Genomic DNA, 22,055 nt, shown 5'->3' with positions numbered 1-22,055 from the left:
GATTCGCCGCCCACCCCGGACAGGGGGTTCGCCCATGGCAACGTCACGTGACACCACTTCGGAAGCCGCACCCGACAGCTCGCAGGAAAAGGGCCTGCGCACCGGTGCCCTCGGCATGACCACGAGCCTGATCCTCTCGGTGGCGTCCGCCGCCCCCGCCTACAGCCTCGCCGCGACTCTCGCGTTCATCGTCGCCTTCGTCGGATTCCAGGCGCCGTCGATCGTCGTGCTCGCGTTCGTCCCGATCCTGTTCGTCTCCTTCGGCTACGCCGCCCTCAACCGCCAGGAGCCGGACTGCGGAACCATCTTCACCTGGGCCACCCGCGTCCTCGGCCCGCGCGTCGGCTTCATGGGCGGCTGGGCCATCATCACCTCGTTCACCCTGGTGATGGCCAGCCTGGCCCAGGTCGCCGGCCAGTACGTGTTCATCCTCTTCGGCGCGAAAGGCATCGGGTCAGACCCGTCCAGCCCCTGGGTCCTCCTCGTGGGACTCGGCTGGATCGCCCTCATGACGGCCGTCTGCTACCGCGGCATCGAAGTGGCCGCCGCCGTCCAACGCGCCCTGCTCTTCCTTGAGTTCGCCATGCTCGCGGTCTTCTCGGTGGTCGCCCTCGTGCGCGTCTACACGGGGAACGCCGGTGCCGGCGCACGGCATCCGCACTGGTCGTGGCTCAACCCGTTCGAGATCTCCTCACCGAGCGCGTTCGTCAGCGGCCTCGTCCTGATGCTGTTCATCTACTGGGGCTGGGAGACCGCGCTCACCGTCAACGAAGAGACCACCGACCGGCACCGGACACCCGGCGTCGCCGCCGTCTCCTCCACGGTCATGCTGCTCGTGCTCTACCTCGTCGCGACCGTGGCGACCCTGGCCTTCGCAGGCATCGGCACGACCGGCGCGGGGCTCGGCAACCCCGACAACTTCGGTGACGTCTTCTCCGCCATCGGCAGGGCCGTCTTCGGCGACAGCGGTCTCGGCTCCTTCCTGTGGCATCTGCTCGTCCTGATGGTGCTGTCCTCCGCCGCCGCGTCCACCGAGACGACCGTGCTCTCCCTGGGGCGCACGCTCCTGGCCATGGGCGGCCGCGGGGCCGCGCCGCGCATCTTCGCGAAGGTCCACCCGCGCTACTCGATCCCGCAGTTCAGCACCATCGCCACCGGAGTCGCGGGAGCGGTCTGCTACGTCGTCATGAACTTCCTGAGCCACGGCCAGGTCATCGGCGACGCCGTCTCCTCCTGCGGGCTCATGATCGCGTTCTACTACGGCCTCACGGGCCTCACCTCGGCCTGGGCCCACCGCACCGAGTGGCGACACAGCGCCACCGACTTCTGGCTGCGCCTCACCCTGCCCGCGATCGGCGGCCTGACCCTCGTCGCGGCCGGGCTGTGGAGCCTGAAGAACGACTGGGACCCGGTGAACAGCTACACCTCCTGGACCCTCCCCTTCGCACCCCACTGGCACATCGGCGGAGTCTTCGTCATCGGAGTCGGGACGCTCCTCGTCGGCTACCTGCTGATGCTGGCGTACGGCCGCATCGCACCACGGTTCTTCACCGGCACGCCCCAGGAGACCGCGGCCGTCGCCGAGCACCGGACCCCGCACGAGCGCATCCCTCAGTGAATGTCACAGCCCCTCAGTAACCCTCCCACCACGGAGTTCGCCATGCCCTACCCCGTACGCGACGCGCTCGGCCTCTCCGCCGAGCAGCACGACTTCATCCGGCTCGCCCGCGACTTCGCCGCCGCCGAGATCCGTCCCCGCGCCCGCGCCGTCGACGACGCCCAGACCGAGTCGCCGCTGGACCTGTGGGACAAGGCCGCCAGGACGGGCCTGGCCGCTTTCATGATCCCCGCGGAGTTCGGCGGCGGCGGAGTGACCGACATGGTCACGCAGGTGCTCGTGCAGCAGGAGCTGTGCCACGGCGACATCGGCATCGGGAACCTGCTCACCTCCAGCGGCTTCTTCGCCGATCCCGTCCTCGAACTCGGCACGCAGGCGCAGAAGGAGCGGTGGCTTCGGCCGCTCACCACCGACACACCCCCGTTGACCGCGCTCGCCGTCACCGAACCCGACCACGGCTCGGACGCCGCCGGCATCCGCACCCGCGCGGTGCGCGACGGAGATCACTACGTGCTCAGCGGCCAGAAGGCGTGGATCTCCAACGCCCCTTACGCACAGCGGTTCGTCGTGTTCGCCACGGTCGACCCGTCGCTCCGCGCGCGCGGCGTGACCGCGTTCGTCATCGACCCGGACACGCCCGGACTGACCGTCGGCAGGCCGATGCGCAAGATGGGGCAGCGCGCCATCGTCAACGCCGAGGTGTTCCTCGACAACGTGCGCGTCCCCGCCGCGGACCGGCTCGGCGCCGAGGGCCAGGGCTTCTTCGGGCTGATGCGCACCTTCGACGCCTCCCGGATCCTGATCGGCGCGTCCTGCGCGGGCCTGTGCCGGGCCGCTCTCGACCTGGCCGTGGAGTACGCCCAGGAGCGCGTGCAGTTCGGCGTGCCCATCATCGAACACCAGGCGGTCGCGTTCCGGCTCGCCGACATGGCGACCCGCGCCGACACCGCCCATCTGGTGACGATGCGCGCGGCACGCCTCTTCGACCAGGGCGAGAAGGTCACCGCCGAGTCGGCGATGGCGAAGCTGACCGGCTCGGAGAACGCCATGTTCAACACGTGGGCCGCCGTGCAGACGCTGGGCGGCTGGGGCTACTCGCAGGAGTTCCTCGCCGAGAAGTGGATGCGTGACGCGAAGCTGGAGGAGATCGAGGAAGGCACCTCCGACATCCAGCGGCTGGTCATCTCCCGGGCGCTCGCGAAGTCATGACCACTCTCGACGTCTTCCGCGCGCCGGAGTCGGTCGCCGTCGTCGGCGCCACCGACAACCCGGCCAAGTGGGGCCACTGGCTCGCCCGGGGCGCCGTCGCGGGCGCGCACCGGCGCCGCGTGCACCTGGTCAACACGCGCGGCGGCCAGGTCCTCGGCCGACCCGCCCTCCCGGGCCTCGACGCGCTGCCCGAGGTCCCCGATCTGGTCGCCTTCGCCGTCCCCGCCTCCGCCCTGGCCGGCGGTGTCTCCCGAGCTGTCGCGCTCGGCGCGCCCGGCCTGCTCGCGATCACCGCGGGCATCGAGGACGAGGCCGCGATCGGTGACGTGATCGCCGCGAGCGCGACCCGGCTGCTCGGGCCGAACTGCCTGGGCCTCTACGACGCGTCGAGCGAACTGGAACTGGCCTGGGGCCGGTTCACGCCCGGCAGCCTCGCGATCGTGTCGCAGAGCGGACAGCTGGGACTGGAGATCGCGGGGATGGCCGCGAGCGCCGGCATCGGTGTCTCCAGGTTCGTCTCCGTCGGCAGCCAGCTCGACGTGTGCGCCGCCGAACTGCTCGCCGACCTGGCCCACCACGAAGCCACCCGCATCGTCGCCGTCTATCTGGAGAGCTTCGGCGACGGCGAGGGGCTGCTGGACGCCCTGGACCTCCTGCGTGAGGCGGGCAAACCGGTGCTCCTGCTGACGGTCGGCGCCAGCAGGGCCGCACAGCAGGCGGCCCGCTCGCACACCGGATCCATGACGTCAGGCATCGACGTCGTGGACGCCGCCTGCCGCACGGTCGGCGCCGTCCGCGTCGACACGCCAGCCCAACTCGTCGACACGGCACAGCTGTTGAGCAGATGCGCGCCGGTGCGGGGGCGTCGGGTCGCGATCGTGGCGGACAGCGGCGGACAGGGGGCCGTCGCCGCGGACACCGCGTCACGGCTGGGCCTGACCGTCGCCGAGTTTCCCCCGGCGGTCCAGGTGCGCCTCGCGGACCGGCTGCCGCCGCACGCCGCGGTCGCGAACCCCGTCGACCTCGCCGGCGCGGGTGAGGACGACATCTCCACGTACGCGTCGACACCGGCCGCCCTCGCCGACAGCTCGGTCACCGACGCCGTCGTGCTCAGTGGCTACTTCGGCAGTTACGGTCGTGACATCCCCGAACAGCAGGCGGCCGAGTCGGAGGTCGCGCGGGCCATCGGCTCCCTGGCCGCCGAGCGGGCGATTCCGGTCGTGGTCCACTCGATGGCCGAACACACCGAAACAGTGCAGGAGTTGCACGCGTCCGGGGTGCCGACCTTCGCCGATGTCGAGGCGGCGCTGCGGGCGGTGGCGACGGCGCACCGCTTCACTCAGGCACCCCGTCCGCGCGTAGGCCGTGCGCCCGCGCCTGAGCATCAAGTGCCTCCAGCCGGTGGATATCTGGTTGCCCGACGACTGCTGGCCGACGCGGGAGTCCCGTTCCCGCCCGCGGTCGGGATTGCGCCGGGTGCGCCGGATCCTGGCGGCGCGATGCGGTCCCTCTCCGCTCCGGTCGTACTCAAAGCCGACTGGCTGGAGCACAAGACGGAGCACGGCGGTGTCGCGACCGGGCTGGGCGATACCGCCGCGCTCGGCGCCGCGTACGACGCCATGGTGGCGCGGCTCGGGTCCCACGGGTACGTGGTCGAGGAGATGGACCGGCGCACCGACGTGGTCGAAGTGATCGTCGCCGCGCGGCGCGACCCGTCGTTCGGCCCGGTCGTCGTGGTCGGCGCCGGCGGAGTCCAGGCCGAGCTCACCCAGGACCTCGCGCTTGAACTCGCCCCCTGCTCCCACGACACCGCGCGCGAGATGATCCGCCGACTCCGGTCCGGGCCACTGCTGGCCGGCTGGCGCGGCAAACGGCCGGTCGACGTCGACGCGCTGGCGGCGGTCGTCGTCGCCGTCTCCGAGCTGATCGCCGACCGTGGCGACATCGGCGAGATCGAGCTCAACCCGGTCCGCGTCTCACCTGAAGGAGCCCTCGCGGTCGACGCCCTCGTCATCGCGACAGCGACGCCCGACAGCCCTTCCTCTCCCTGACCGGGTTCCGGCCGGCGGACCACCGGCCGGAACGCGGTGTTCACGAACTCGACCATGTAGAGGTCTAGTCACAGACCATTAAATGTCGGCACTCTTGCGCCCGTTGTGTCAGGACGTACGCGTGAGACAAGGGTGAACCGATGACACCGATCAGCCGCAGAGGTTTTGTCGCGCTGGGCGCCGGGATCGCGGCCGGCGCCGCGCTGCCCGCCACCAGAGCGGGGGCAGCCACCTCGGGCACCGTCAAGGACGTCAAGCACGTGGTGATCCTCATGCAGGAGAACCGCAGTTTCGACCACTACTTCGGCCGCCTCAAGGGCGTCCGCGGGTTCGGCGACCGCAGCGGCATCACGCTCTCCGGCGGGCAGCCCGTCTTCAACCAGCCGAACGGGCTGGGCCGCCAGTACCCGTGGAAACTCAGCTCCACCCCGGCCGCGGGCGGCGTGGACGGCGAGACACTCGCCCAGTGCAACGGCGACCTGCCGCACAGCTGGTCCTCCCAGCACTCCGCGTGGAACAAGGGCCGGCTCGACCACTGGGTCGCCGGTGTCGGCAACGTGCGCAGCCTCGGCTACCTGGACCGCGGCGACATACCGTTCCACTACGCGCTGGCCGACAACTACACCGTCTGCGACGCCTACTTCAGCTCCACCCTCAGCGCCACCGGGCCCAACCGCACCTACCTGTGGAGCGGCAAGGTCGACGGCTCCAGCTACGACGGCGGCGATGAGTCGGGGCTGACCTGGGAGACGTACGCCGAGGAGCTCCAGCGGGCCGGTGTGAGCTGGAAGGTCTACCAGAATGCCAATGACAACTACGGCGACAACGGTCTCGCCTACTTCTCGAAGATCGCCGGCGCCAAGCCCGGTGACCCGCTGCACGACCGCGGCATGGCCTCCGTCTCCGCGGTGACCGGTTCCACGCCCGACGACATCGCCGCCGCGATCAAGGCGGACGCGCTGGCCGGCAAGCTCCCCCAGGTCTCCTGGGTCGTCGCCAACCAGGCGTTCTCCGAGCACCCCTACGCCCCGCCCGGCGACGGAGCCCACTTCGTGGACCTCGTCCACCGCGCCCTGGCCGCATCCCCCGAAGTGTTCGACTCGACCGTCCTCTTCCTCAACTACGACGAGAACGACGGCTTCTTCGACCACGTCCCCCCGCCGTCACCTCCCGCCGATACGGCCGGCGAGTTCCTCAACGGAACCCCCTTCGGCCTCGGTTTCCGTGTCCCGATGGTCGTCATGTCACCCTGGACCAGGGGCGGTTGGGTCTCCTCGGAGGTCTTCGACCACACCTCCGTCCTGCGGTTCATGGAGACCTGGACGACCGCCCTCGGCACCCCGGCGACCTGCCCCAACATCAGTGCATGGCGCCGCAAGGTCACCGGCGACCTGACCGGCGTGTTCGACTTCACCCGGCCCGTGTACGGAATGCCGTCCGGCCTGCCCGCCACCAAGGTCATCGGGTACGACACCTGCGGCCCACTGCCCAACGCCGCGCCGCAGACGAACGCCCTGCCCGGCCAGGAACCCGGCACCCGCCCCGCGCGCGCCCTCCCGTACCAGCCGAACGGCAACCTCGACCACTTCGAGTTCGGTGCCGCCGGCAAGATCCTCGCGTGGTTCTCCATGGCGAACCAGGGCTCCCCGGCACGCAGCGCCGCCCACCTCTCCATCCACCCGAACGCCTACCGTGACACGACGCCGTGGCAGTACACGGTCGACGCGGGCGGCACGGCCACGGACTTCTTCAACATCGGCGCGGGCTCCGGGGCGGGAGCGTACGACATCACGATGGCAGGGCCGAACCGCTTCCTGCGCCGCTTCACGGGGGATGCCACGAAGGCGGGCAAGGCGATCGAGGTCGCCGCCCGGTACGCCGTGGAGTCCGGCACCGGCAAGATGGCCATCTGGTTCAAGTTGACCAACTCGGGCTCCGCGTCGACCCAGTTCACCATCACGTCGAACAACTACCGCACGGACGGGCCGTGGAACTACGCGGTCCCCGCCGGCGGCTCGACGGAGGACTTCTTCAACGCCGTGGCGAACCAGAACGGCTGGTACGACTTCACGATCACGTCCAGCACGGACACGACGTGGTCCCGCCGTTACACGGGCCACATCGAGACCGGCGCGGCGTCCGTCAGCGGCTGATGCCCCGGCCGCGCCCGCTGCGGGCGATCCGTCCGGTCGACGGGGCGGTCGGTCGGCAGGTCGGTCGGTCAGCGGGCGGTCGGCGGGTCGGTCAGTCGATCAGCGGTCGGTCGGGAGCGCCCAGCCCGGCCGACCCGGCGCCGGTTCCTTCACCGGCCGACCGGTCACCGACTGAAACTGATCGCTTTTGACCGTTTCTCGCTGGGGGGGTGGGCCCGCGCGCAACCGCACGGCAGGATAGGCCCGGTGGCAACGCGTACGACACGGCATGCCACCGCGCCCTGACGGACGACGCCGAACACGGCCTCGCGCACGCGCTCCAGGGGCACGCCGGTCCCTGACCCCGCCTGACGAGACAGGGTTCGTCTCCCCCTCGGACGGTAGGACCATTTGTGTACCCCGGCACGCCGACACGTTCGCAGGCTCGAACGGCGGCACGGTCCGCCATACGCTCACGCAGTGTTCAACATGCCCGCTCTGCTCAAACGCCTGGTGATCGGCCGCGCCATGCGCAGCGAGGAGCTGGGCGAGACACTGCTGCCCAAGCGCCTCGCCCTGCCGATCTTCGCCTCCGACCCGCTCTCGTCGGTGGCGTACGCGACCCAGGAGATCCTGCTCGTCCTCACCCTGGGCGGACTCACCTATCTGCACTTCACGCCGTGGATCGCCGCGGCCGTGGTGGCGCTGATGGCGGTGGTCGTACTCTCGTACCGGCAGGTCGTGTACGCGTATCCGAGCGGCGGCGGCTCCTACGAAGTCGCGTCCACCAACCTGGGGCCGTCGGCCGGTCTCGTGGTCGCCGCCTCGCTGCTGGTCGACTACGTGATGACGGTGGCGGTGTCCGTCGCCTCCGGCGTGGACAACATCATCTCGGCGCTCCCGGCACTGAACGACTACCGCGTCCTGCTGGCCGTCGGTTTCGTCGCCCTCCTCACCGCGATCAATCTGCGGGGGGTACGCGAGTCGGGCAACACCTTCGCCGCACCCACCTACCTCTTCATCGGCGGCGTGCTGATCATGGTGATCACCGGCCTGATCCGGTACGCCCTGGGGGACGCGCCGGTCTCCGAGACCGCCGCGTACGGCATCACGCCCCAGAAGTCCGACACGCATCTCGCGGGCCTGGCCCTGGTGATGCTCGTGCTGCGCGCCTTCTCCTCGGGGTGTACGGCGCTGACCGGCGTAGAGGCGATCTCCAACGGCGTACCGGCCTTCCGCAAGCCCAAGTCCAAGAACGCCGCAGCCACTTTGGTGGCCATGGGCGTCATCGCCGTCGTCATGTTCGTCGGTGTGACGACGCTCGCGCTGATCAGCAAGGTGCACATCACGGACGACGCGTGCCGGCTGACGGGACTCGACGGGGACTGCGCGAGCTATACGCAGCGCACGGTCATCGCGCAGGTGGCGGCCGCTGTGTTCGGCGGTGAGCACAGCGTCGGGTTCTACTTCATCCAAGCCGCCACGGCTCTCGTCCTGATCCTGGCCGCGAACACCGCGTTCAACGGCTTCCCGATGCTGGCCTCGATCCTCGCCAAGGACCGCTTCCTGCCGCACCAGTTGCACAACCGGGGCGACCGGCTTGCGTTCTCCAACGGCATCCTCGCGCTGGCCGTCGTCGCCGCCGCGCTGCTCTGGGGATTCAAGGCCGACGTCACCAGCCTCATCCACCTCTACATCCTGGGTGTGTTCACCTCGTTCACCCTGTCCCAGCTGGGCATGGTGCGGCACTGGAACCAGGAGCTGGCGACCGAGCGCGACCCCGTGGTCCGCCGCCGCCACCACTCCACCCGCGCCATCAACACCCTCGGCGCGTGCGTCACCGGCCTCGTCCTGCTGATCGTGCTCGTCACCAAGTTCACCGAGGGCGCCTGGCTGGCCGTTCTCGCCGCTACGGTGCTGTGGCTGATGATGCGCGGCATCCGCCGCCACTACGACACGACGTCCGCCGAGCTGGCCGTCGAGGACCCGCACGCCGAACTCGTGTCCCCCTCAAGGGTCTTGGCGATCGTCCTGGTCTCCAGGCTTCACAAGCCCACGATGCGCGCTCTGGCCTACGCGCGAGCCTCCCACCCCGACCGGCTGGAGGCGCTGACCGTGTCCGTCGACCGCGACGAGGTCGCCGCCCTGCGCGAGAGCTGGGACGAATTCGGCATCGACGTACCGCTGAAGGTCATCGACTCCCCGTACCGCGAGGTGACGAGGCCCGTCGTCGAGTACGTGCGCGCCATCCGCCGGGACAGCCCCCGCGACATCATCGCCGTGTTCATCCCGGAGTACGTGGTCGGCCACTGGTGGGAGAACCTGCTCCACAACCAGTCGGCGCTCTGGCTCAAAAGCCGCCTTCTGTTCACGCCCGGGGTGATGGTGACGAGCGTCCCCTGGCAGCTCACCTCGTCCGCACACGCGAACCACCCGGCCCGTCGGGCGCCCGGTTCCGTGCGCCGGGGCGAACCTCAGCACCCACCGGCCGGTGCGGGCCGGTCGCACGGCACCGGGCACGACTGACGAACCGGGGTACGACATCGATTCCGGTGCGGCACGGCCCCAGGGACGGCATCCCGCCAACTCTGGCGCAAATGAGCATAGGGGCAGCACGAATGAGCAGGTAAGCAGGGGGCATGTATCTTCTGCCGATCAAATTTGGACCACTCAACGCCCAAGTCGAAGTCCTGGCCGTGGCCCTCATCCTCTTCGCCGTCGTCTTCCTCTGGTTCAAGCGCTTGCTGCCCCGCATCAACGAGGTGCTGGCCGAGCGCGCCGACCGTACCGAAGGCGCCTTGGAGCGCGCCGAGGCGATCCGGGCGGAGGCCTCCGCCGAGCACGCCGGCGCCCAGGCCCTGCTCGCCGAGGCCCGTCGCGACGCCGCCAGGGTCACGCAGGCGGCGCGCGAGGAAGGTGCGGCGCTGATAGCCGCCGCCCGCGAGGACGGACTGCGCGAACGCGAGGCGCTCCTCGCCGACGGCCAGGCCCTGATCGAGGCCGAACGGGCCGCAGCGGAGGCCGAACTGCACCTCACCGTCCCCGAACTGGCCGCCGAACTGGCGAGCCGCATCATCGGGGAGCGCGTCCCGGCGGCGGCGCCCACGCAAGCCTGAAACGCGCTCGCCGCACGGGGCGACAACGCACCAGGGCCCGGATCCATTGGATCCGGGCCCTGGTCGGCAGTAGCGGGGACAGGATTTGAACCTGCGACCTCTGGGTTATGAGCCCAGCGAGCTACCGAGCTGCTCCACCCCGCGTCGGTAGACACCACCGTACGCCATCGGAGCAGCTACTCCTGACCACCTCCTGCCGGGACGGCAGGCACCGCTGTCGCCAGGAGCTACGCGCCGCTCGCCCTGAGCATGTCCTCACGCTCGACGATCTTCACGCGCTCACGGCCCTCCAGCTCGCCCAGCGCCTTCTCTGCGGCGTCCAGCCGGTACCAGCCGTCCCACGTCGTGTAACGCACGTTCCGCTCGTCGAGGAACGCGTCCACGGCCTCCGGGTCGGGCGCGGAGGGCGTGCTCAGACGGCCGTTCTCACGGTCGTCGAGGAGGCTGGCGACCGTCTCGTTCGCGTCGCCCTTGGTGTGGCCGATCAGACCCACGGGACCGCGCCGGATCCAGCCGGTGACGTAGGTCGACTGCAGGTGCTCACCGGACTCCTCGATCACCCGGCCGGCCTTGTCCGGAACGGTGCCCGACGCCAGGTCCCAAGGCAGCTTGGGGAGTTCGTCGGACAGGTAACCCACCGCGCGGTAGACGCCCTTGACGTCCCAGTCCTTGAACTCGCCGGTTCCCTTGACGTTGCCGGTGCCGTCGAGGGCGGTCCGCTCGGTGCGCAGGCCGGTCACTTCGCCGTTCTCGCCGAGGATCTCGGTCGGGGACTCGAAGAAGTGCAGGAACAGCTTGTGCGGCCGGGTGCCGACGTCGCGGATGGCCCAGTTCTCGAGCGTCTTGGCGACCATGTCGGCCTGCTTGTTGCCGCGCCGGGTCGCGATCGAGCCGTCGTCGTAGTCGATGTCCTCGGGGTCGACGATGACCTCGATGTTCGGGGAGTGGTCGAGCTCCCGCAGCTCCATCGGACTGAACTTCGCCTGCGCCGGACCGCGGCGGCCGAAGACGTGGACCTCCAGGGCCTTGTTCGCCTTGAGGCCGTCGTAGACGTTCGGCGGGATCTCGGTCGGCAGCAGCTCGTCCGCGGTCTTGGCCAGGATGCGGGCCACGTCGAGCGCGACATTGCCGACACCCAGGACCGCGACCTTCTCCGCTTCGAGCGGCCAGGTCCGGGGCACATCGGGGTGACCGTCGTACCAGGAGACGAAGTCGGCAGCGCCGTACGAGCCGTCGAGGTCGATGCCCGGTATGTCGAGCGCGCGGTCGGCCGTCGCACCCGTGGAGAAGATCACGGCGTCGTAGAACGAGCGCAGATCGTCCAGGCTGATGTCGCCCGGGTAGTCGACGTTGCCGAAGAGACGGATCTGCGGCTTGTCGAGGACCTGGTGCAGGGCCGTGATGATGCCCTTGATCCTCGGATGGTCCGGCGCGACGCCGTACCGGATCAGACCGAACGGCGCCGGCATCCGCTCGAAGAGGTCGATGGACACACCCGGGTCTTCGGCCACCGCGGATTTCAGCAGCGCGTCAGCGGCGTAGATTCCGGCAGGGCCGGCTCCCACAACGGCTACCCGCAGAGGGCGAGGCATGATCAGGTTCCCTTCGTGGCATGGGCACTCGAAGGGAATCCTAAACTAAGGCAAACCTTAGTTAGTAGTCGGGCTGGGTCTATGACCCCATAAGGCCACCTTATGGGGTCCTGTGGGTGAGCCTTATGGCTCGCCTCGGGTGTCAACCAAGTACGCCACGAAGGAGAGGCCGCGGCTCACGCGGGCGCGTTCCCGAAGGAGCACGCCGCCGGCCGAGGGCAGGGCGTGCCCCGCCCGAGTCCAGGCCTCCTCCCTCAGGTGACGCCGAACCACCACCGCCCCCGGCCGCCTGGCCCCGGATTCTGTTCCCGCACAGCGCGGCCGACGGGCAGCGCCGCGTGCACGTATTCGACCGAGGAGGTGAGTCCCGTCACCACTGCATCAGGCTGGGCGCTCTCCTCCCGCACGGTGGTGCGGTTCACCTGTATGTCGGCAAGCTCGCGCTGATCACGCCTGACGTCCGGGCGGTCGGCCGGGCTCGACGACGCGGGCTGGTTCGTGACGGCCACGGCGGGCTTTTTCAGGGTGGCGGAGAGGTGCGCCCGGGGCGTCCGTGCTGCTGCGGCCCATGGACGAGTGACGCGAACGCACCCCTCCGTAGGTCAGTGGTCGGAGTAGCTGAAGTCGCCCACGGTCCAGGCGCTCACGTCCTGGATCGCGACGCGGTACATGCCGCCCGTCTCGGGGATGCCGACGGTGCCCTGAAGGATCCGGGCCACATGGAAGTGCAGATGAGTGGGTGCGAGGCCGTCATCGGTCTCGCCCCGCTTCCGTTCATCGGGCTTCTCGTCGGCGGTGAAGATCTCCGAGAAGGAGCCGAGGTGGTCCGAGTCCGTCAGGACCTCCGAGACGCGCTGCCTCCACACGGCCTCGGGGGCCAGGCGTCCGGTGATCACAGCACCGCTGGTCACCACAGTCAGGGACATCTGATTGCTCTGCTCGGACTCCACCATGCCGGCAATATCGACGAGCAGTTCGTCAGGGTTCGACATGAGAGCGGATTCTAACGGCAGACACCTCCCGGGAAGGCCCCGACGCCCCAACTTCCCCAGGGACACGGCCTCGGCGGTTCCGGCGCACCTGCTCCGCCTCACGCGCTCCGGCTCACCGGCGCACACCTCACGGCCGAGGCCACGGCCGGCCGCCCAGGCGCTCGATGTCCATGTTGAAGCGCCTCAGGTAGGTGGTGAAGGCCGTGATGTCCTCGTCCGCCCAGTCGGTCATGACGCGGTCCAGGCTGCCCACGATGTGATCGCGTTCCTCGTCGAGGACGCGCGCGCCCTTGTCCGTGATGCGGAACTTGCGGGCCATGCCGCCCTCGGGATCAGGGATGCGCTCCACCAGTCCGGCGCGCATCGCGGCGGCGGTCTGCCGGTTCAGAGTGGAGGCGTCGAGCCCGAACGCGTCGCTGAGCTCACCGATGGACATGGGCCCCTGCACGCGAATGCGGCTCAGCAAGACGTAGGCGCTGCGCTCAAGGGTGCCGTTCTCGGGGCGCCCGCCTTTGTGGTGCACGAGTCCGTGCCGGCTGAGCAGCATCTGCTCGTACTCAAGCTCGTACGTGGGCCTGGCCATGCGTCTGCCGCCTCCTGCTGTCGTCCCGCGGCGTCGCACCGCGCGCTCGTGCACACCCCCGCGCCCATCCTCGCACAGCCGAATGTATCCACCACACAATGTGCCCCATGCATGACATGTGTACGATGCATACCGATGCCATCGGGATTCCGCGCGGGCATCCCGACGGACATACCGACCGGCCTCACCGTCGGCGCCCCGCAGACGCTCAGACCCCGCAGACGCCCACACTCCGCAGTCACCCGAATTTCGCAGACACGCAAGGAGCCCCTTGATGGACGCCCCCCAGCCGACGGCACGCGCCGGCGGCGTGGTCGCCACTCTGGCTTTCGCCGGCACCACAGCCGCGATCATGCAGACCCTGGTCACCCCGCTCATCGCGGAGCTGCCCAAGATCCTTCACACCACGTCGTCGAACGCCGCCTGGGTCATCACCGTGACCCTGCTGGTGGGAGCCGTGTGCGTGCCGGTCACCGGACGTCTCGGCGACCTGCTCGGCAAGCGCCGCATGCTGCTCGTATGCTCGGTCCCGCTCATGGCGGGCTCCGTGGTGTGTGCGCTGTCGTCCTCCGTCGCGCCGATGATCGTCGGACGCGGTCTGCAGGGCATGGGGATGGGCATGGTGCCGCTGGGCATCGCCCTCCTGCGGGACGTGGTGCCGAAGGAGAAGCTCAGCTCCTCGATCGCCCTGGTCAGCGCGTCCATGGGCATCGGCGGCGGCCTCGGCCTGCCCATCGCCGCCGCAGTGGCCCAGTACGCCAACTGGCGTGTGCTGTTCTGGGGTTCGGCCGTCCTCGCCGTACTGATCGCCGCCCTGATCTGGTTCCTCATTCCGGACGTCCCGGCGAGCGCCAAGGGTCAGCGTTTCGACACACCCGGCGCGCTCGGTCTCGGTGTCGGCCTCGTCTGCCTTCTCCTCGCGGTCTCCAAGGGCGCCGAATGGGGCTGGGGCTCGGCGACGACGCTCACACTCTTCGCCGCGGCCGTCCTCGTACTGCTGAGCTGGGGCTGGTGGGAGACACGCACCCGGGACCCGCTGGTCGACCTGCGCACGACCGCCCGGCCCCGCGTGCTGTTCACGAACGTCGCCTCGATCTTCGTCGGCTTCGGTATGTACGCGAGCATGCTCGTGATCCCGCAGCTGCTGCAGTTCCCCGAGGCCACCGGCTACGGCCTGGGCCAGTCGATGCTCGCGGCGGGCCTGTGGATGGCGCCCGGCGGCATCATGATGATGATCGTCTCCCCGCTCGGCGGGAAGCTCACCGATGCCCGAGGCCCGAAGTTCACGCTCATCTGCGGTGTCCTGGTGATCGCCGCCGGATATGGCCTGTCGCTCGCGCTGATGGGCTCCGGCCTGGGTCTCATGGTGGTCTGCATGGTCATCAACAGCGGCGTCGGACTCGCCTACGGTTCCATGCCCGCGCTCATCATGAGCTCGGTGCCGCTCTCGGAGACCGCCGCCGCCAACGGCTTCAACACGCTGATGCGCTCCCTCGGCACCTCGGTCGGCGCCGCGGTGATCGGCGTGATCCTCTCCCAGATGACGACCACCATGGGCGGCTACAGCTTCAGCTCCGAGGCCGGTTTCCGTACAGCTCTCATCGTCGGCGGAGGCGTCGCGCTCGTCGCCGCGCTGATCGCTGCGGTCATCCCGGCCGTACGCGCCACCCCCGTCGAAGCGGGCACCGAACCGGCTGCCGCACCGGCCGAGGTCAAGGCCTAGGCCGGGCCGCAGAAACTGGACTTGCGGGTCCAATTTCATCGGAGCACAGTCGGCCTCACGGTCCGGATGAACGGACCGCCGGGCCAGGTCGGGCGGTGTTCCCGACCGGCTCGGTGAGCGGGAGAACCGAGACCGAGGAGAGCCGGCCATGAGTGGACGACTGCAGGACAAGACCGCACTCGTCACGGGGTCAACCAGCAACATCGGAAAGGCGATCGCCGAGGCGTTCGCCGCCGAGGGGGCCCGTGTCGTCGTATCGGGGCGCAATCGGGAGCGCGGCGAGCACGTCGTCGAGGGCATCCGCGCGGCCGGAGGGCGGGCCGACTTCGTCGAGGCCGACCTCGACGGCAGCGCGGATGCCTCCCGCCGCCTCGCGGAGCAGGCCCGAGAGGCGCTCGGCGGGCACCTCGACGTGCTGGTGAACAACGCGGGCATCTACCCGCCCGGGACCACCACCACGACGGACGAGAAGACTTTCGACCAGGTCTACGCGGTGAATGTGAAGGCGCCCTTCTTCCTGACCGCGGATGTCGCCCCGGAGATGGCACGGAACGGTGGCGGAGTCATCGTCAATCTCGGCTCCTGGATCGCCCGCCTGGGCGTCCCGGTGGGGTCGCTCTACAGCTCCACCAAGGGAGCCATGGAGACGCTCACGCGCGCGTGGTCGGCGGAGTTCGGTCCGCAGGGGGTGCGGGTGAACGCGATCTCACCCGGCGTGATCGTCCCCCGCGCGGCCGAGGGCGGCGAGCCGCACCCGGGCGAAATCATGATGAAGGGCACGCCGTTCGGCACGATCGGAACGCCCGACGCCATCGCGCACGCCGCGGTCTGGCTGGCCTCGGACGAGTCGGCGTTCGTCCACGGCACGGTCGTGGACGTCGACGGCGGCCGCGTCGGCGCCGCTGTGATCGCCGCGTAGCGCCAGCCGGCGCCTGTTCCTGGCGGAACCGTCTCATCCGCGGATCGACAATGGCCTAGCGTGGCCCCACAGTTCGAGTGGGCGCCACGCTCGCTCGTTGTCCACCCCTGGCGATTGAGACGTGATCACGGCATGCCCCTCCGCCCCCACACCCCCCACCCCGTGCCCTCCCAGGGTGAACGCGCCCTGCAGGCCCACATGGGTACGAGCGAGCGCGCCGATGACTTCTACGACCGTCAGGTCCAGCCCCGTCTGACGCCGGCGATGAGCGAGTTCATCGCCCGGCAGACCATGGTGTTCCTGTCCACGGCGGACACACGTGGTCACTGCGACGCCAGTTTCCGTGCCGGGCCGCCCGGGTTCGTCACGGTCCTCGACGACCTCCATCTCGCCTACCCGGAGTACCGGGGCAACGGAGTCATGGCCAGCGCGGGCAACATCACCGAGAACCCCCATATGGGCCTGCTCTTCATCGACTTCACCCATGACCACATAGGGCTGCACGTGAACGGATCGGCCCAACTGGTCAGCGATCGTGAACTACGGGCCATCTGCCCCACGCTGCCCAGCGATTCGGCCCCGGGGCGGCAGGCCGAGATGTGGATACACCTCACCGTGCAGGAGGCGTACGTCCACTGCTCCAAGCACATTCCCCACCTGGAACCCGCGCACCAGCCGAACCGAAGGGCCCCTGGACGCCCCAAGGACGGCGACTACTTCACCGAGCAGATGTCCCACGCCTACCTGGGACAGAGATAGGTCAGGTTCCGGCCGGTCCACGCCGCTTCCCCCGGCGGAAGGCATAACCGGAGCGCACGAGGGCACACGCTCTGGCACGGGACCGAGACGAAAGGCAGGGACATGACGGCAAGTTCGGTGCACGCTCATGAAGATGCGCGAGCGCAGGCCACGACGACGCACGACGCCGACGCCACCGTCGGCGCGAGTGGGCTTCCGTGGGTCGAAGACGCCGGCAAGGTCGCGCCCAAGGACGCACGGGATCTCTCCAGGGTGTTCTTCGAGCAGCTCCAGGTACTCGAAGAGGGCACTGAGGACTACCAGTACGCCCGTAACACGCTGATCGAGATGAACCTCTCCCTCGTCCAGTTCGCGGCGTCCCGCTTCCGCCACCGTGGCAGTGGCGAGATGGAGGACATCGTGCAGGTCGGGACCATCGGCCTGATCAAGGCAATCGACCGGTTCGACCTGTCGCGCGAGGTCCAGTTCACCTCCTTCGCCGTCCCGTACATCGTCGGCGAGATCAAGCGCTTCTTCCGCGACACCAGCTGGGCCGTCCATGTGCCGCGCCGGCTCCAGGAGTTGCGCGTCGACCTGGCCAAGGGCAAGGACGAGCTGTCCACCGTCCTGGACCACGAGCCGACTCCCAAGGAGCTCGCCGAGCACCTGGAACTCAGCGAGGACGAGGTGCTCGAGGGCATGGTCGCCTCGAACGGTTACACCGCGGGTTCCATCGACATGCCGAGCGATCCCGGCGAGCACCCGACCGACGCGTCGAGGACCTTCGCCGACGTTCTCGGCGAACCGGATCCGGCCATGGAGACGGTGGAGGACCTCCACACGCTGGCGCCGCTCCTGGAACAGCTCGACGGCCGTGAGCGCCGCATCCTCGAGATGCGCTTCGGCCAGGAGATGACCCAGTCGGAGATCGGCGCCGAGATCGGCGTGTCCCAGATGCATGTCTCCCGGCTCCTGACCCGCACCCTCACCAAGCTCAGGACAGGCATGTTCGCCTGACGCAGAGGGGCTCCACGATGATCCAGGCGGCGGATGTCCGTGAATGGCGCTCCTACGACGTCGTCGACCCGGACGGCCACAAGATCGGCACGCTCGAGGCGGTCTACGTGAACACCCGGACCGACGAGCCGGCCATGGCCACCGTCCTGATCGGCCTCCCCACGCGGCACAGGCTCGTCTTCGTACCGCTGGACGGCGCGGTCGTCGGGCCGACCTACGTCAAGGTCGGCTACGCGAAGGCGCTGGCGAAGGAGTGCCCGTCGATCGGCACGGACGACGTGCTGCCCGCTGAGGACGAGGAACCCCTGTTCCGGCACTACGGACTGCCGTACGAGCCCGGGACGAAAGGGGAGCGGCAGCTCGCCCGTCGCTGACGCGCGAGCTGCCTCGCACCCATCCGTTCGGCCCGCGGCTACGGATTCGTCATGATGGCCTCGCAGCGCCGGGCCACGTGGCCGGGGCACGACGAAGGGGAGACAGCGTGCTCGTATGGGACGACGATCCGCGATCGGCACTCGTGGCACCCGTGGCCCTCGAACCGCCGCGGGCCGCGGTGCTCGTCCTGCACGGTGGCCGCTCCGAGGGGACGGAAGCGGTGCCGTGGTTGAGTCTCGCGAGTGCGCGCATGCGTCCGTTCGCCCGGGCCGTCGAGCGGGCCTGCGAGGACCCGGGGCTGCTGGTGGGGAGCGTCCGTTATCGCTGCCGGGGCTGGAACGGTGACCGCGAGGATCCGCTCCGCGACGCGCTGCGGGCGCTGGACGAACTGGCCGTACGCGCCGGGGACGTGCCGACCGTGCTGGTCGGTCATTCCATGGGCGGACGTGCGGCGCTGCGCGCCGGCGGCCATCGGCTCGTCCAAGGCGTGGTGGGACTCGCTCCGTGGTGTCCGGAGGGTGAGCCGGTGACGCAGTTGCGCGGCCGGCGCGTGGTGCTGCTCCACGGCGACCGGGACCGCACGACGGATCCCGAGGCCTCCGTCGACTACGCCGACCGGGCCTCTGCCGCGGGCGCCGAAGCCTGCACGCTGCTGATGCCGGGCGGCGACCACGCGATGCTGCGGCAGGCCGGTTCCTGGCACCGCCAGACCGGCCGGATCGTGAGCGGCCTGCTGGGGTTCGCGCCGCTCCCCACCGAAGTCGCCGGCCGTCTCGCCCTCAACGGCCGTACGCCGTAAGCGTTCTCGTACGCTTGACGTCCCAGGTATGCCTCGGGGAGTTCCGCCGAACGGGCGACAGTGAATCCTTTCGGCTTCTGTCGCCGGCGTGACGGGAGGGCCCATGGGCGAAGCTGCCATGGACCTTCCCCAAGCACCGAATGATGAGGCCGTCCATGCGCCGTCGCTCCACCGTTGCCGCATCCCTCGCAGCGTTCGCCCTCGCGCTGACCCTTCCGGCCTCCGCCCAGGCAGCCACCGGGGACTTCTCGTACAAGTTCGTCGGGCTCAACGGCCGGGCGCAGTCGGTCACCCTCCACGAGCTGCCGAGCCGTCAGTGCGTCACCCTCCCCGAAGTCGCCGACCCGAGCTCCTCCGAACCGGCGTTCGCCCCGCACAACGACACGGACGAGTGGGCCATGGTCTTCACCGGGCCCGACTGCGAAGGCGACTCCTGGACACTGCGTCCGCACGGCAGGCCGGCCACCGACAGCCTCAAGCTGCGCTCCGTGTTCCTCACCTCGACACAGGACTGACGGGTCGGACGGGCGGAGAGGGGCGCCCTGCCCCTCTCCGCCCACTGGGTCCACGCCGACTGCCGGAGCACCAGTTCGGGCTCGGAGATCAGGGACGTGGGCTCGCTCCGCGTGCCCTCGATGTGTTCCTTGAGGAGGCGGGCCATCACTCCGGCCGTCTCCTCCACCGGCCGGCGAACGGTGGTCAGTTGCGGCTTGCGGATGGCGGCCTCGCTCAAGTCGTCGAAGTCGACGACCGCGACGTCCTCCGGCACCCGCCTCCCCTGTTCCCGCAGGACCTGACAGACGCCCTGGGCCATCAGGTCGTTGGCCGCGAACACCCTGCCGATGTCGGGGTGTTGGCCGAGCAGCCGCTCCATCGCGGCCGCCCCGCTGTCGAGAGTGAAGCCGCCTTCGGCGATCGGCACGTAAGGGACGCCGCCCCCTCCATCCCGTCGCAAAACCCCGCCGGCCGCTCCTGGCCCGCCGGGACGTCCAGAGGCCCCGCCACCGTCGCCACCCTGCGGCGCCCCCGCGACAGCAGATGCTCGGCGGCGAGGAGCTCCGGCAGCGGGTCCTCGGCGTGGGTGGAGACACGAACGCACCGTCCGCGCTGCCCTGCCACAGATGGGCGATGACCGTGTCAGGAAACGGCCAACACCTCTTCGTTGAAAGGGTGTTGGGGCATCGAGAGCGGCTGGGCGACTCGACGCGATCCCCAACAGCCCCACGCCCGCCACTAATTTCGATGATTCTGGATTTAAGTCTTGACGCATCGTTCACACAGATGAAGCATTCGACCCCAAGAGAGCGCTCCCACCCCCCTCATTCGTTCATTTACTGAACCAGGAGAGCCGCCCTATGCTCACACCCCCCACGAACCCCTCAACCACGTCCAGTTCGCCCACAGCCGGTACCGTCACCCCCTCGCGCCGGACCGTTCTCGGCGTCATGGCGGCGACCGCGGCCACCGTTCCCGGCCTCCTCGCACTCGGGTCCCCCGCCTCCGCGGCGCCCGCCGCCGACCCACTGCCCGGCGGCGGTGACCTGGGCCCGAACGTGATCGTGTTCGACCCCTCCACCCCTGGCATCCAGGCCAAGCTGGACGAGATCTTCAAGCAGCAGGAGTCCGCACAGTTCGGCTCCGGCCGTTACGCGTTCCTGTTCAAGCCAGGCGCGTACAACGGCCTCAACGCCCAACTCGGCTTCTACACCTCGATCGCCGGTCTCGGCCTGTCCCCCGACGACACCTCGATCAACGGCGATGTCACGGTCGACGCCGGCTGGTTCAACGGCAACGCCACCCAGAACTTCTGGCGCTCCGCCGAGAACCTCGCCCTCACCCCCGTCAACGGCACCAACCGCTGGGCCGTCGCCCAGGCCGCGCCGTTCCGCCGTATGCACGTGAGAGGCGGCCTCAACCTCGCCCCCGACGGCTACGGCTGGGCCAGCGGCGGCTACATCGCCGACAGCCGCATCGACGGCACGGTCGGGCCGTACTCGCAGCAGCAGTGGTACACCCGCGACAGTTCCGTCGGCGGCTGGACCAACGCCGTCTGGAACATGGTGTTCTCCGGCGTCGAGGGCGCCCCCGCCCAGAGCTTCCCGGACCCGCCGTACACCACGCTCAACACGACGCCGGTGTCCCGCGAAAAGCCGTTCCTGTACCTCGACGGCGCCGACTACAAGGTCTTCCTGCCCGAGAAGCGAACCGACGCGCGCGGCACCACCTGGGGCAGCGGCACACCCCGGGGCACCTCGCTCGCGCTCACCCAGTTCTACGTGGCGAAGCCCGGTGTCACCGCCGCCACCCTCAACGCGGCGCTCGACCAGGGCCTCAACCTCCTTCTCACGCCCGGGATCTACCACCTCGACGCGGCGATAGAGGTGAAGCGCGCCAACGCCGTGGTCCTCGGCCTCGGCTACGCCACCCTCATCCCGGACAACGGCGTCACGGCGGTGAAGGTGACCGACGTCGACGGGGTGCGCCTGGCCGGGTTCCTGATCGACGCGGGAGCGGTCAACTCGCAGACCCTGCTGGAAGTCGGGCCTTCCGGGGCGTCCGCCGACCACTCGGCCAACCCCATCACCGTCCAGGACGTCTTCGTGCGGATCGGCGGCGCCGGCCCCGGCAAGGCAACCACCAGCATCGTCGTCAACAGCCGGCACACGATCATCGATCACACCTGGGTCTGGCGCGCCGACCACGGTGACGGCGTCGGCTGGGAGACCAACCGCGCCGACTACGGCGTGCGCGTCAACGGCGACGACGTGCTGGCCACCGGCCTGTTCGTCGAGCACTTCAACAAGTACGACGTGTACTGGGCCGGCCAGCGCGGCCGCACGATCTTCTTCCAGAACGAGAAGGCGTACGACGCCCCGAACCAGGCCGCCGTCCAGGACGGCAACGTCAAGGGATTCGCCGCGTACAAGGTCGCCGACTCCGTCACCACGCACGAGGGCTGGGGACTGGGGAGCTACTGCAACTACACGTCGGACAACACCATCCGACAGGACCACGGCTTCGCCGCGCCCAACACGTCGGGGGTGAAGTTCCACGACCTGCTGGTCGTGTCCCTGGGGGGCCAGGGCCAGTACGAGCACGTCATCAACGACATCGGCGCCGCCACGTCCGGCACGTCCACCGTGCCCTCGACCGTGGTCTCGTACCCCTGACCCGACCGTGAAGGGCGACGG

Annotated in this window: 17 protein-coding genes, 1 tRNA gene and 1 pseudogene; 13 read left to right on the top strand and 6 right to left on the bottom strand. The window is 69.5% G+C overall.

Features of this window, described 5'->3' with window-relative positions; genetic code table 11:
* The first annotated feature begins 34 nt into the window (after positions 1-34).
* The 6 genes from OG456_RS36820 (at position 35) to OG456_RS36795 (ending at position 10,126) form a co-directional block, all read left to right on the top strand.
* Entirely contained in the window at positions 35-1,618 is a 1,584-nt protein-coding gene (locus OG456_RS36820; protein ID WP_266568770.1) for an APC family permease, read from the top strand.
* Positions 1,619-1,660: 42 nt separating this feature from the next.
* The gene (locus OG456_RS36815) at positions 1,661-2,827 is read left to right on the top strand and encodes an acyl-CoA dehydrogenase family protein (protein WP_266568768.1); all 1,167 of its coding nucleotides are present in this window, start codon (positions 1,661-1,663) and stop codon (positions 2,825-2,827) included.
* Positions 2,824-4,878, top strand: coding sequence for an acetate--CoA ligase family protein (locus OG456_RS36810; RefSeq protein WP_266568766.1), 2,055 nt, complete (start codon positions 2,824-2,826; stop codon positions 4,876-4,878). Before OG456_RS36815 ends, OG456_RS36810 begins: the two co-directional genes overlap by 4 nt.
* Before the next feature lie 140 nt (positions 4,879-5,018).
* Positions 5,019-7,031 carry a phosphocholine-specific phospholipase C gene (locus OG456_RS36805; RefSeq protein ID WP_266568764.1) on the top strand — a complete coding sequence of 671 codons (2,013 nt, stop codon included), beginning with the start codon at positions 5,019-5,021 and terminating at the stop codon, positions 7,029-7,031.
* Positions 7,032-7,499: 468 nt separating this feature from the next.
* Positions 7,500-9,536, top strand: a complete 2,037-nt coding sequence (locus OG456_RS36800; RefSeq protein ID WP_266569549.1) for an amino acid permease — start codon at positions 7,500-7,502, stop codon at positions 9,534-9,536.
* A 113-nt stretch (positions 9,537-9,649) separates the two neighbouring features.
* A complete protein-coding gene (locus OG456_RS36795) occupies positions 9,650-10,126 on the top strand; it encodes a hypothetical protein (RefSeq protein WP_266568762.1) in 477 nt (158 codons plus the stop codon).
* A gap of 70 nt (positions 10,127-10,196) precedes the next feature.
* Here OG456_RS36795 and OG456_RS36790 read toward each other — a convergent pair.
* The 5 genes from OG456_RS36790 to OG456_RS36770 form a co-directional block, all read right to left on the bottom strand.
* Positions 10,197-10,270 (bottom strand) — tRNA-Met (locus OG456_RS36790).
* Positions 10,271-10,353: 83 nt separating this feature from the next.
* Entirely contained in the window at positions 10,354-11,718 is a 1,365-nt protein-coding gene (locus OG456_RS36785) for an FAD-dependent oxidoreductase (RefSeq protein ID WP_266568756.1), read from the bottom strand.
* 254 nt (positions 11,719-11,972) lie between these two features.
* A complete protein-coding gene (locus tag OG456_RS36780; protein ID WP_266568754.1) occupies positions 11,973-12,227 on the bottom strand; it encodes a hypothetical protein in 255 nt (84 codons plus the stop codon).
* Between the two features lie 93 nt (positions 12,228-12,320).
* Positions 12,321-12,710 carry a hypothetical protein gene (locus tag OG456_RS36775; RefSeq protein WP_266568752.1) on the bottom strand — a complete coding sequence of 130 codons (390 nt, stop codon included), beginning with the start codon at positions 12,708-12,710 and terminating at the stop codon, positions 12,321-12,323.
* 127 nt (positions 12,711-12,837) lie between these two features.
* The gene (locus OG456_RS36770; RefSeq protein ID WP_266568750.1) at positions 12,838-13,293 is read right to left on the bottom strand and encodes a MarR family winged helix-turn-helix transcriptional regulator; all 456 of its coding nucleotides are present in this window, start codon (positions 13,291-13,293) and stop codon (positions 12,838-12,840) included.
* 274 nt (positions 13,294-13,567) lie between these two features.
* On the opposite strand from OG456_RS36770, the gene OG456_RS36765 reads away from it, so the two are divergent.
* From OG456_RS36765 to OG456_RS36740, 6 genes are all read left to right on the top strand, one after another.
* Positions 13,568-15,016 carry an MFS transporter gene (locus OG456_RS36765; RefSeq protein ID WP_266568748.1) on the top strand — a complete coding sequence of 483 codons (1,449 nt, stop codon included), beginning with the start codon at positions 13,568-13,570 and terminating at the stop codon, positions 15,014-15,016.
* Positions 15,017-15,164: 148 nt separating this feature from the next.
* The gene (locus OG456_RS36760) at positions 15,165-15,935 is read left to right on the top strand and encodes an SDR family NAD(P)-dependent oxidoreductase (RefSeq protein ID WP_266568746.1); all 771 of its coding nucleotides are present in this window, start codon (positions 15,165-15,167) and stop codon (positions 15,933-15,935) included.
* Between the two features lie 132 nt (positions 15,936-16,067).
* Positions 16,068-16,694, top strand: a complete 627-nt coding sequence (locus OG456_RS36755; protein WP_266568744.1) for a pyridoxamine 5'-phosphate oxidase family protein — start codon at positions 16,068-16,070, stop codon at positions 16,692-16,694.
* Positions 16,695-16,796: 102 nt separating this feature from the next.
* A complete protein-coding gene (locus OG456_RS36750) occupies positions 16,797-17,690 on the top strand; it encodes an RNA polymerase sigma factor SigF (RefSeq protein WP_266568743.1) in 894 nt (297 codons plus the stop codon).
* A 17-nt stretch (positions 17,691-17,707) separates the two neighbouring features.
* Positions 17,708-18,064: a PRC-barrel domain-containing protein gene (locus tag OG456_RS36745; protein ID WP_266568742.1), complete on the top strand. Its 357-nt coding sequence runs from the start codon at positions 17,708-17,710 to the stop codon at positions 18,062-18,064.
* A gap of 107 nt (positions 18,065-18,171) precedes the next feature.
* Entirely contained in the window at positions 18,172-18,864 is a 693-nt protein-coding gene (locus tag OG456_RS36740) for an alpha/beta hydrolase (RefSeq protein ID WP_266568740.1), read from the top strand.
* A 568-nt stretch (positions 18,865-19,432) separates the two neighbouring features.
* On the opposite strand, the pseudogene OG456_RS36730 reads toward OG456_RS36740, so the two are convergent.
* Positions 19,433-19,997 (bottom strand): annotated as a pseudogene (locus OG456_RS36730) (LacI family DNA-binding transcriptional regulator); the annotation flags it as partial.
* Between the two features lie 312 nt (positions 19,998-20,309).
* Here OG456_RS36730 and OG456_RS36725 point away from each other — a divergent pair.
* Positions 20,310-22,034: a coagulation factor 5/8 type domain-containing protein gene (locus OG456_RS36725; protein ID WP_266569548.1), complete on the top strand. Its 1,725-nt coding sequence runs from the start codon at positions 20,310-20,312 to the stop codon at positions 22,032-22,034.
* Positions 22,035-22,055 lie beyond the last annotated feature (21 nt).

This window comes from Streptomyces sp. NBC_01446, assembly GCF_026340095.1.
Lineage (GTDB): Bacteria > Actinomycetota > Actinomycetes > Streptomycetales > Streptomycetaceae > Streptomyces > Streptomyces aureus.
This window is presented reverse-complemented; position numbering and strand designations above follow the sequence as displayed.

What these genes read in the sequence shown, in the direction of transcription:
- OG456_RS36820 (WP_266568770.1), top strand. Translation starts at nt 35, where the DNA reads ATGGCAACGTCACGTGACACCACTTCGGAAGCCGCACCCGACAGCTCG.
- OG456_RS36815 (WP_266568768.1), top strand. Translation starts at nt 1,661, where the DNA reads ATGCCCTACCCCGTACGCGACGCGCTCGGCCTCTCCGCCGAGCAGCAC.
- OG456_RS36810 (WP_266568766.1), top strand. Translation starts at nt 2,824, where the DNA reads ATGACCACTCTCGACGTCTTCCGCGCGCCGGAGTCGGTCGCCGTCGTC.
- OG456_RS36805 (WP_266568764.1), top strand. Translation starts at nt 5,019, where the DNA reads ATGACACCGATCAGCCGCAGAGGTTTTGTCGCGCTGGGCGCCGGGATC.
- OG456_RS36800 (WP_266569549.1), top strand. Translation starts at nt 7,500, where the DNA reads ATGCCCGCTCTGCTCAAACGCCTGGTGATCGGCCGCGCCATGCGCAGC.
- OG456_RS36795 (WP_266568762.1), top strand. Translation starts at nt 9,650, where the DNA reads ATGTATCTTCTGCCGATCAAATTTGGACCACTCAACGCCCAAGTCGAA.
- OG456_RS36785 (WP_266568756.1), bottom strand. Translation starts at nt 11,718, where the DNA reads ATGCCTCGCCCTCTGCGGGTAGCCGTTGTGGGAGCCGGCCCTGCCGGA.
- OG456_RS36775 (WP_266568752.1), bottom strand. Translation starts at nt 12,710, where the DNA reads ATGTCGAACCCTGACGAACTGCTCGTCGATATTGCCGGCATGGTGGAG.
- OG456_RS36770 (WP_266568750.1), bottom strand. Translation starts at nt 13,293, where the DNA reads ATGGCCAGGCCCACGTACGAGCTTGAGTACGAGCAGATGCTGCTCAGC.
- OG456_RS36765 (WP_266568748.1), top strand. Translation starts at nt 13,568, where the DNA reads ATGGACGCCCCCCAGCCGACGGCACGCGCCGGCGGCGTGGTCGCCACT.
- OG456_RS36760 (WP_266568746.1), top strand. Translation starts at nt 15,165, where the DNA reads ATGAGTGGACGACTGCAGGACAAGACCGCACTCGTCACGGGGTCAACC.
- OG456_RS36755 (WP_266568744.1), top strand. Translation starts at nt 16,068, where the DNA reads ATGCCCCTCCGCCCCCACACCCCCCACCCCGTGCCCTCCCAGGGTGAA.
- OG456_RS36750 (WP_266568743.1), top strand. Translation starts at nt 16,797, where the DNA reads ATGACGGCAAGTTCGGTGCACGCTCATGAAGATGCGCGAGCGCAGGCC.
- OG456_RS36745 (WP_266568742.1), top strand. Translation starts at nt 17,708, where the DNA reads ATGATCCAGGCGGCGGATGTCCGTGAATGGCGCTCCTACGACGTCGTC.
- OG456_RS36725 (WP_266569548.1), top strand. Translation starts at nt 20,310, where the DNA reads ATGGCGGCGACCGCGGCCACCGTTCCCGGCCTCCTCGCACTCGGGTCC.